Here is an 8,577-nt window from a genome sequence, read left to right on the forward strand (position 1 = left end):
GTCGTACGGGCGCACCACGGGCACGTCCTGCCCGGCCAGCCAGTGGGCGAGGGCCAGCTCGCGCCTGGCCCGGTCGTACAGCTCGGGGCCGCGGCCGACCTTGGCGACCACCGCCGGGCCGCCGAGGTCGAAGACGGCGTTCTCGCCGAGCGCGAGCAGCGTGGCCCCGTCGGGGGCGGCCAGCCCGGCGGACTCGCAGGCCTGGGCCAGCAGCAGCCGGGCGCGGCCCTCGTCGAAGGGGATCATGACTGGGTTCCGTTTCGCCGACGTTCATCCGGGGGACCCCGGACGGTGATCATCATGACGCACCGGTGCCGGGCCCCGCGCGCTGCGGGGCCCGGCACCGGTGCGGGTCGGGGCGGTCGGTCCAGGGGCGCCGGGTCAGACCCCGGCCCTGCGGTGGCGCGCCCCCTCGGCCGGGGCGGCCGGCCGCTCGGGCAGGGCCTGCCCGGCACCGGCCGGCGGGACGGACTCGCCGTGCGAGAGGTCCGGCAGCCAGTTCAGCCAGCGCGGCAGGTACCAGTTGCGGTCGCCCAGCAGGGTCATCACGGAGGGCAGCAGCACCGCGCGGATCACCGTGGCGTCGATCAGCACCGCGACCGCCAGGCCCACGCCCATCTGCTTCATCACCTGCATGGACAGCGAGCCGAAGACCGAGAACACCGCCACCATGATCACCGCGGCGCTGGTGACCACCCCGGCCGTGGAGCGGATGCCGTCGGCGATCGCGGCCCTGGTCGGCAGGCCGCGGTCGTGGCCCTCCTTGATCCGGGAGACCACGAAGACGTGGTAGTCCATCGAGAGCCCGAAGAGGATCACGAAGAGGAACAGCGGCACCCAGGACTCCACCGCGCCGACCCCGGCGGTGCCCAGCAGCGAGGCGCCCACGCCGTGCTGGAAGACCAGCGTCAGCACCCCGTACGCGGCGCCCACCGACAGCAGGTTGAGCACCACCGCGGTGACGGCGACGGCCAGCGAGCGGAAGGAGGTGAGCATCAGCAGGAAGGCGAAGGTGACCACGAAGGCGAAGACCAGCGGCATCGAGCCGGTCATCGTGTGGTTGAAGTCGTACGACCCGGCGGTGCGGCCGGTGACCGGGGCCTCGGTGCCGGGCACCTTGAGGACGGTGGCGGGCACCAGGTCCTCGCGCAGGCTCCGCAGGGCGTCGTTGCTGGTGGCGTCGTTGCCGGTGCCGTTGAGCGGGATGTCGACGGTGGCGACGTTCCTGTCGGCGTGCACCGCGACCTCGACCGGGCCGTGCATCAGCCTGCTGGCCAGGGCCTTCGCCCTGAGGTCGGCGATCGCGGCGGTCATCGCGGGGGAGTCGATGTCGGCGGCCTTGATCACGACGCTGGCGGGCCCCGGGCTGCCCGGGAAGGCGGCCTCGATCTTCTGCGAGGCGGCGACCAGGGGGTTGCCCGCGGGCAGCTGCTGCTGGAACGTCAGGTTGGCGGTGTTCATGGTGAGCATCGGCGCGGCCAGGGCCAGCAGGAAGGCTCCGGCGAGCACGGTGGCGGCCAGCGGGCGGCGCAGCACCGGGGTGAGCACCGCGTTCCAGAACCGTCCGCCGGTCCGCGCCGCGTCCGGGCGGCGCAGCCTGGCGAGGAACGGCACCCGGCCCTTCTCGACCCGGTCGCCGAGCATCGACAGCAGCGCGGGCAGCACGGTGAGCGAGCCGAGCACGGCGGTGATCACGACCACGATGGTGGCGAAGGCCATCGAGCGGAAGGTGGCGATCCCGGTGAGGAACATGCCGGCCATGGCGACCACCACGGTGACGCCGGAGACCAGCACCGCCCGGCCGCTGGTGGCGGCGGCCACGGCAAGCGCGGTGGCCGCGTCCCGCCCGGCGGCCCGCTCCTCGCGCTCGCGGCGCAGGTAGAAGAGGCAGTAGTCGACGCCGACGGCGAGGCCGACCAGCAGCATCACCGAGCTGGCGTCGTTGCTGGTGTGCAGGAACCCGCTGCTGAGCGCGACCAGTCCGGCGGCCGCGACGAAGGCGGTGAGCGCGAGCACCACCGGCAGCACGGCGGCGACCAGCGCGCCGAAGGCGACCAGCAGGATGCCGAGGGCGAGGGGTACGGCCGTCCACTCGGCGCGGGCGAAGTCGTTCGCGAACTGGTCCTGCATCCACTTGCCGGAGCTGGCGTCGCCGAGCTGGACCACGGTCAGGTCCCGGTGCCGCTCCTGCACGCCGGCCACCGCGTCCAGCACCGACTGGACGTGCTCCGCGGCCTCGGTCCGGTCGCCCTTGAGCGTCAGCGTCACGAGCGCGGAGTGGCCGTCGGCGGAGACCGCCCCGGTGTCGTACGGCGAGCGGACCTCGGCGGCCAGGCCGGTGCCGTTCACGGCGGCGACCACCTGGCCGACGGCGGTGCGGAACTCGGGGTCGTCGGCGAGGCGGGTGGCGCTCTGGACCAGGACGGTCTCGCCCGACGGGGTCTTCAGTCCGGCCTCGTCGAGGATCACCGCGGCCCTGGAGACCTGCCCGGGTATCGACTCGGCGTCGGTCACCTGGGTGCTGCCGTGCGCGGTGCCGATCGCGGCGGCCAGGACGACGAAGAGCAGCCAGCCGAACACGGCGGTCTTGCGGTGCCGGGCGCTCCAGGCGCCCATCGCGGCGGCCAGGCCGAGCCTGGACTTCACGGGCTTCACGGTGGTTCCCCCCTGGGAGGTCGGCGGGTGTCGCCGGCCGGGAGCGGCGGCCCTGGTCGGGGACCGCCGGCTGCGGTGCGCCGGCTGTCCGTCCGGCGTCCCGACCAACCCTAGGGAGACGGGAGTTGACGGATAATCCGGCTGGCGGGTGGCCTTCTCCTGGGGCTCTCCTCGGGGCCGGGGTGGGGTTTTCCCTACCCCTGGACCCCGAGATCTCCTCCCGGGGGGTAGGGGATGTGCCTCCACCTTGAGGGGGAGAAGACTCCACCCGCAGTACGAGGTCAACGGGGCCGTGTTCGGGGGAGACTGGGGCGGGGCCGCCCACGGGCGCCCCACGGGGGTTGAATGCACAACGGGGGCTCCTTGCCGGGCGGCAAGCAAGTACTCGTAGGATGACGCCCCAGACCTACTTACCTGCCGACCGGCAAGGGAGTGCCGCCGGGCATTCCCCGCACCGGTCCTGCCGTCGCCCAGCGTCCCGTCCCCCAAGGGCTGCGGTGAACCATGCCCAGGAGGCATTCGAGCATGTTCCACCGACTAGGACAGTTCGTCGTTCGTCGCGCGTGGTGGGTGATCGCCGCGTGGGTCGTCGCGATGCTCGCCATCGTCATGACGGCGCCGAAGGTCACCTCGCAGACGGACGAGTCCGCGTTCCTGCCCAAGCACTACGAATCCATCCAGGCGGCGCAGCTCCAGGAGCGTGCCTTCCCGTCGAGCTTCACCCCGGCCGCGCTGCTGCTCTTCGAGCGCAATGACGGCCAGGCGCTGAACGACGCCGACCAGGCCTCGATGGACAAGGTCGTCAAGGGCCTCACCGACGCGCACATACCCGCCGTCGAGACGGTCGTGCCCGTCGACCCGAAGACCTCGAAGTCCAAGGACGGCAAGTACGCGCTGTCCATGGTCGCCATCGACAAGACCAAGATGCAGAGCGAGGAGTACACCGAAGCCGCGAAGAAGCTGCGCAGCGAGGGCACCAAGCTCGCCGACGGCTCCGGCCTGAAGTTCCAGGTCGGCGGCGGGGCCGCGAGCGCCCTGGACCAGAATGAGTCCTCCGGCGCCACCGACGCCATCGTCATGCTCGGCAGCCTGCTGCTGGTCATCCTGATCGTCGGCGTCATCTTCCGCAGCATCCTGGCCGGCATCCTGCCGGTCATCCTCTCGCTGGCCATCGCGATGCCGGTGTCCAACGGCCTGATCGCCGACGCGATCAAGATGTTCGACCTGAAGTCGTCCCCGATGACCTCGGCGATCCTGATCATCGTGGTCCTCGGCGTCGGCACCGACTACTTCCTCTTCCTGGCCTTCCGTTACCGCGAGCGGCTGCGCCTGGGCGAGGACCGCAAGACGGCCGTGGCCAACGCCGTCGGCCGGGTCGGCGAGGCGATCGCCTCCGCCGCCGGTGCCGTCGCCGTCGCCTTCGCCGTGCTGATCCTCTCCAGCCTGGGCATGTTCACCGCGCTCGGCCCGGCGCTGGCCATCGCGGTCGTCGCGACCGCCCTGGTCTCGCTGACCCTGGCCCCCGCCGTGCTCGCCGTCATCCCCTCCCGCGGGGTGTTCTGGCCGGGCAAGAAGTGGATGCAGGAGCCGAAGAACGCCCGCTTCGCCGCGCTGGGCCGGATCACCGGCAGGAAGCCCGGTCTGGTCGCCCTGGTCTCCGGCGGCGTCCTGCTGATGCTGGCCCTGGCCGGCGTCAACTACAACGGCACCTACGACCTGGCGGGCAGCTCGATGCCCAAGGGCAAGGAGTCGATCGTCGTCGAGGAGAAGCTGATGACGGCGTTCTCGGCCGGCGCCGCCGACCCGAGCCACGTCTTCCTGACCAGCAGCGGAGCCAAGCTGAACGACGCGGCGATCAAGGACTTCGCCGACAAGCTCCAGGGCGTCCCCGGGGTGGCCAGCGTGGTCGCGCCGACCGCCGAGGCCAAGACGATCAGCGCCGACGGCGCCACCGGTGACTTCACCGTCCTGCTCAAGGACGTGCCGGCCTCCAACAAGGCCATCGACACCATCCAGAAGGTCAGGGACACTGCCCACGCGTCGGCCCCGTCCGACAGCAAGGCGCTGGTCGGCGGCGTCACCGCGGTGTACAAGGACATCAACACCGCGATGGTGCACGACTACACGCTGGTCTTCCCGATCGCGGCCCTGCTCATCATGATCATCCTGGGCCTCCAGCTGCGCAGCGTCGTCGCGCCCTGGTACCTGATGGCCTCGGTCGGCCTCGGCTTCGGTGCCACCCTCGGTGCCACCACCCTGCTGTTCCAGAACGTCAAGGGCGAGCCGGGCCTGATGTTCATGCTGCCGATCTTCATCTACCTCTTCGTGGTGGCGATCGGCACGGACTACAACATCCTGATCATCGCCCGCCTCCGTGAGGAGGCCCGCGAGGGCCGCAACCCGCGCGAGGCGGCCAGCGAGGCCGTCAAGCACGGCGGCCCGACCGTCGCGGCGGCCGGGTTCATCCTGGCGGCGTCGTTCGCGACCTTCATGCTCGCGGGCAACGTGCTCTTCATGGAGCTCGGCTTCTCGCTGGCCTTCGGCATCGTGCTGGCGGCCTTCGTGATGGCGATGTTCTTCACCCCGGCGCTCACCGCGCTGCTCGGCCACCGCGCCTGGTGGCCCGGCCACGCGGACAGCCCGGACCACGGCCACGGCCACGGCGGGGGCCCGGCCCCGCTGACCGGCACCCACGGGGTGCCGGAGCCGGCCGGACGGCGCTGACCGACCGGTCCTGGACAACAGGCCGCGCCCCGCTTCGGCGGGGCGCGGCCTGCCCCTTTCCCCGGCCCGCCAAACGTGATCTACGAGGCGGGAAAATCCCCGGTCAACCGGGGTGGCACCGTGCTACAGTCGAAGCAGTTGCAGTTTTGGTTCCCATGAACGTGGTGTGCGCCTGCTGGTACCAACCGACAGGCGCATTTGTTTTGTCCGGTGTTTCAGCCTCCGGATGGGGATCGCGGCTACTTGGGGATCCACGAGGTGTGGATCTCTGATGCCCCAGTTAGAGGAGACGGTTATGGCTACCGGCACCGTGAAGTGGTTCAACAGCGAAAAGGGCTTCGGCTTCATCGAGCAGGATGGTGGCGGCGCTGACGTGTTCGCCCACTACTCGAACATTTCGGCTCAGGGCTTCCGTGAGCTGTTCGAGGGCCAGAAGGTCGAGTTCGACGTGACCCAGGGCCAGAAGGGCCCGCAGGCCGAGAACATCTCGATCATCGGCTGACGTCAGCTCCACGCTGACTCGCGATCATCGCGAAGCGGGGGCCCGCACCGCACGGTGCGGGCCCCCGCTCATGCCGCCATACGGCCGGGGCGGCGAATTTCCCTCCGACGGCCGACCCAGCCCGCACCGCGGGCTGCCGACGACCGACCGACGGAGATTTCGTGACCACCTCTGCCCGCCCGCCGCGCGACCGCGGCTCCCGCACCACCGACCAGACCCGCCGCGGCGGTGACCAGGCCCGCCGCAGCACCGGCGGCGGCGACCACCCGCGCAAGCCGCGCAACCGCGCCGGCGCCCCCAAGCAGAACCGCCCCGCCGCCGTCCCCGAGGCCACCGACTTCACCGTGGTCCAGGGCACCCCGGCCCGGCCCCCGGCGGCGACCTTCGCCGAGCTGGAGCTGCCGAAGGGGATCCTCTCGGCGCTCACCCGCGAGGGCGTCACCGAGCCCTTCCCGATCCAGGGCGCCACGCTGCCCGACTCGATCGCCGGGCGCGACGTGCTCGGCCGCGGCCGCACCGGCTCCGGCAAGACCCTGGCCTTCGGCCTGCCGCTGCTCGCCCGTACCGCCGGCAAGCGCGCCGACTCCCGGTACCCGTTGGCCCTCGTCCTGGTGCCCACCCGCGAGCTGGCCCAGCAGGTCACCGACGCGCTCACTCCGTACGCGACCGCGGTCAACCTGCGGATCACCACCGTCGTCGGCGGCATGTCGATCAACCGGCAGGCCAACGCGGTCCGCCGCGGCACCGAGGTGCTGGTGGCCACCCCCGGCCGGCTGGACGACCTGATCGGGCGCGGTGACATCAACCTCTCCGACGTCGCGATCACCGTCCTCGACGAGGCCGACCAGATGGCCGACATGGGCTTCCTGCCGCAGGTCAGCAAGCTGCTGGAGCAGGTCGCCGAGGGCGGGCAGCGGATGCTGTTCTCCGCCACCCTGGACCGCAACGTCGACCGGCTGGTCAAGCGCTTCCTGACCGACCCGGTGACCCACTCGGTCGACCCCTCGGCCGGCGCCGTCACCACGATGGACCACCACGTCCTCCAGCTGGACGCGACGGACAAGGCCTCCGCGACCGCGCACATCGCCTCCCGCGACGGCCGGGTGATCATGTTCGTGCACACCAAGCACGGCGCCGACCGGCTGGCCAAGCAGCTGCTCGCCAACGGCGTGATGGCCGCCGCCCTGCACGGCGGCAAGTCCCAGCCGCAGCGCAACCGGGTCCTGGACCAGTTCCGCGACGGCCACGTCACCGCGCTGATCGCCACCAACGTCGCCGCCCGCGGCATCCACATCGAAGGCCTCGACCTGGTCGTCAACGTCGACCCGCCGATCGATCACAAGGACTACCTGCACCGCGGCGGCCGCACCGCCCGGGCCGGCGAGTCCGGGACGGTCGTCACCCTGGTGCTGCCCGAGCAGCGCCGCGAGGTCAACCGGCTGATGACGGTCGCCGGCATCCGCCCGACCGTCACCAAGATCCGCCCGGGCGACGCCGACCTGACCCGGATCACCGGCGCCCGCACGCCGAGCGGCGTCCCGGTGACGCTGGCCGTGCCGGTCGCCGCCGACCAGGCCGCCGCCGGCAAGGCCGGTGCGGACAAGGCCGCCGGGGCCAAGTCCGGCTCCTCGCGCCGCCGGCCCGGCAAGCGCTCCGCGCTGCCCGCCGACGTCGACATGAACGGCAACCCGCGCCGCCCCCGCCCCAAGCAGCGGATGGGCGCCGCCGCCCAGGGTGAGCGCCCGCAGGCGGCCGGCTTCATCGGCCGCTCCGCCGGCCGCGCCAAGCCCGGCAGCGGTGCCAAGTCCGGCTCCAACTACGGGACCGGGCGCCAGCGCCGCACGTTCGACTGACGTCCGGCCAGGCCTGATCGTTCGGCCCGTGCCCCCGATGCCCTCGCCACGAGGGCATCGGGGGCACGGGCCGTTGTGGCTACGGTCGGTGCGGCCCCGGTCCGACGGCGCGCACGGCTCGCCGTGTGCGCCGTCCGCGTTTCCGGGCGCCGTCACCCGAGGGGGTGACGGCGGCTGGTCGTGCGCCCGGTGTCGACGGCAGGCTGAGGCGCGGAGGAGACCGGAGGGTGGCAGGTGGCGGACGATGACGCACGGCTGGTGCAGGAGCCGAACGGGGGAGGGGCCTCTCCGGAGGCCGGACCGGTGACGGTCGCCGCCCTGCTGGGGCTGTCGGGGCCGGTGATGGCCGAGGTGCGGCGCCGGGCCGTGGTACGGGGGGTGACGGCGACGGCGATCATGCGGGAGTGGATCGAGGCCGCAGTCGTGGACCCGGGCGCGCCGGTGCCGCTCAGCGTGATCACGGCCGCGGCCGCGCGGTACCAGCAGCACCGGCGTACGGCACACGTCCAGGCGCAGTTCGAACGGGACGGGGAGTGGGGAGCCGTCGCGGACGCGGAACGCCTGCACGCGGCGGAGGAGGCCGCCCGGACCGACCCGGGTCGGTGACGACGGCGGAGCCGGGGTGCTTCCGCTCAGGCGGTGAGGGCCCGGGTGGTGGCCGTGGCCCGCAGGGCCTCGTCGTGGCGCTGTAGGAGGAGGGCCGCCAGCTCGGGGGTGGCGCCGAGGACGGCCGCGACGGTGTCCGCGCCGTCGGCGGCGGCCGCGATGCGGTCGGGCAGCAGGCCCGGGGCCAGCAGGTAGGGGGCGACGGCGGTGTGCCGGGCGCCGGCGGCGCGCAGGGCG

6 protein-coding genes and 1 pseudogene are annotated in these 8,577 nt (G+C 72.6%); 4 read left to right on the plus strand and 3 right to left on the minus strand.

The features are described 5' to 3' along the window. Positions 1 to 246: pseudogene (locus BU198_RS09855) on the minus strand (aminoglycoside phosphotransferase family protein); the annotation flags it as partial. A 135-nt stretch (positions 247 to 381) separates the two neighbouring features. Beyond that, positions 382 to 2,616 carry an MMPL family transporter gene (locus BU198_RS09860; RefSeq protein WP_188296461.1) on the minus strand — a complete coding sequence of 745 codons (2,235 nt, stop codon included), beginning with the start codon at positions 2,614 to 2,616 and terminating at the stop codon, positions 382 to 384. Between the two features lie 564 nt (positions 2,617 to 3,180). Between BU198_RS09860 and BU198_RS09865 the strand changes: the two genes are divergently transcribed. From BU198_RS09865 to BU198_RS09880, 4 genes are all read left to right on the plus strand, one after another. Continuing rightward, on the plus strand, positions 3,181 to 5,379 hold the full coding sequence (locus tag BU198_RS09865) for an MMPL family transporter (RefSeq protein WP_188296457.1): 2,199 nt from the start codon (positions 3,181 to 3,183) through the stop codon (positions 5,377 to 5,379). A gap of 295 nt (positions 5,380 to 5,674) precedes the next feature. Beyond that, positions 5,675 to 5,881, plus strand: a complete 207-nt coding sequence (locus BU198_RS09870) for a cold-shock protein (protein WP_188296458.1) — start codon at positions 5,675 to 5,677, stop codon at positions 5,879 to 5,881. Between the two features lie 161 nt (positions 5,882 to 6,042). Next, entirely contained in the window at positions 6,043 to 7,734 is a 1,692-nt protein-coding gene (locus BU198_RS09875) for a DEAD/DEAH box helicase (RefSeq protein WP_188296459.1), read from the plus strand. A gap of 234 nt (positions 7,735 to 7,968) precedes the next feature. Further along, positions 7,969 to 8,340 carry a hypothetical protein gene (locus tag BU198_RS09880; RefSeq protein ID WP_188296460.1) on the plus strand — a complete coding sequence of 124 codons (372 nt, stop codon included), beginning with the start codon at positions 7,969 to 7,971 and terminating at the stop codon, positions 8,338 to 8,340. Between the two features lie 26 nt (positions 8,341 to 8,366). On the opposite strand, the gene BU198_RS09885 is transcribed toward BU198_RS09880, so the two are convergent. After that, a partial coding sequence (locus BU198_RS09885; RefSeq protein ID WP_411293170.1) for a sirohydrochlorin chelatase occupies positions 8,367 to 8,577 on the minus strand: 211 nt, incomplete at its 5' end.

The sequence above is a fragment of the Streptomyces sp. CBMA156 genome, assembly GCF_014596515.1.
In the GTDB taxonomy this organism is placed as follows: Bacteria; Actinomycetota; Actinomycetes; order Streptomycetales; family Streptomycetaceae; genus Kitasatospora.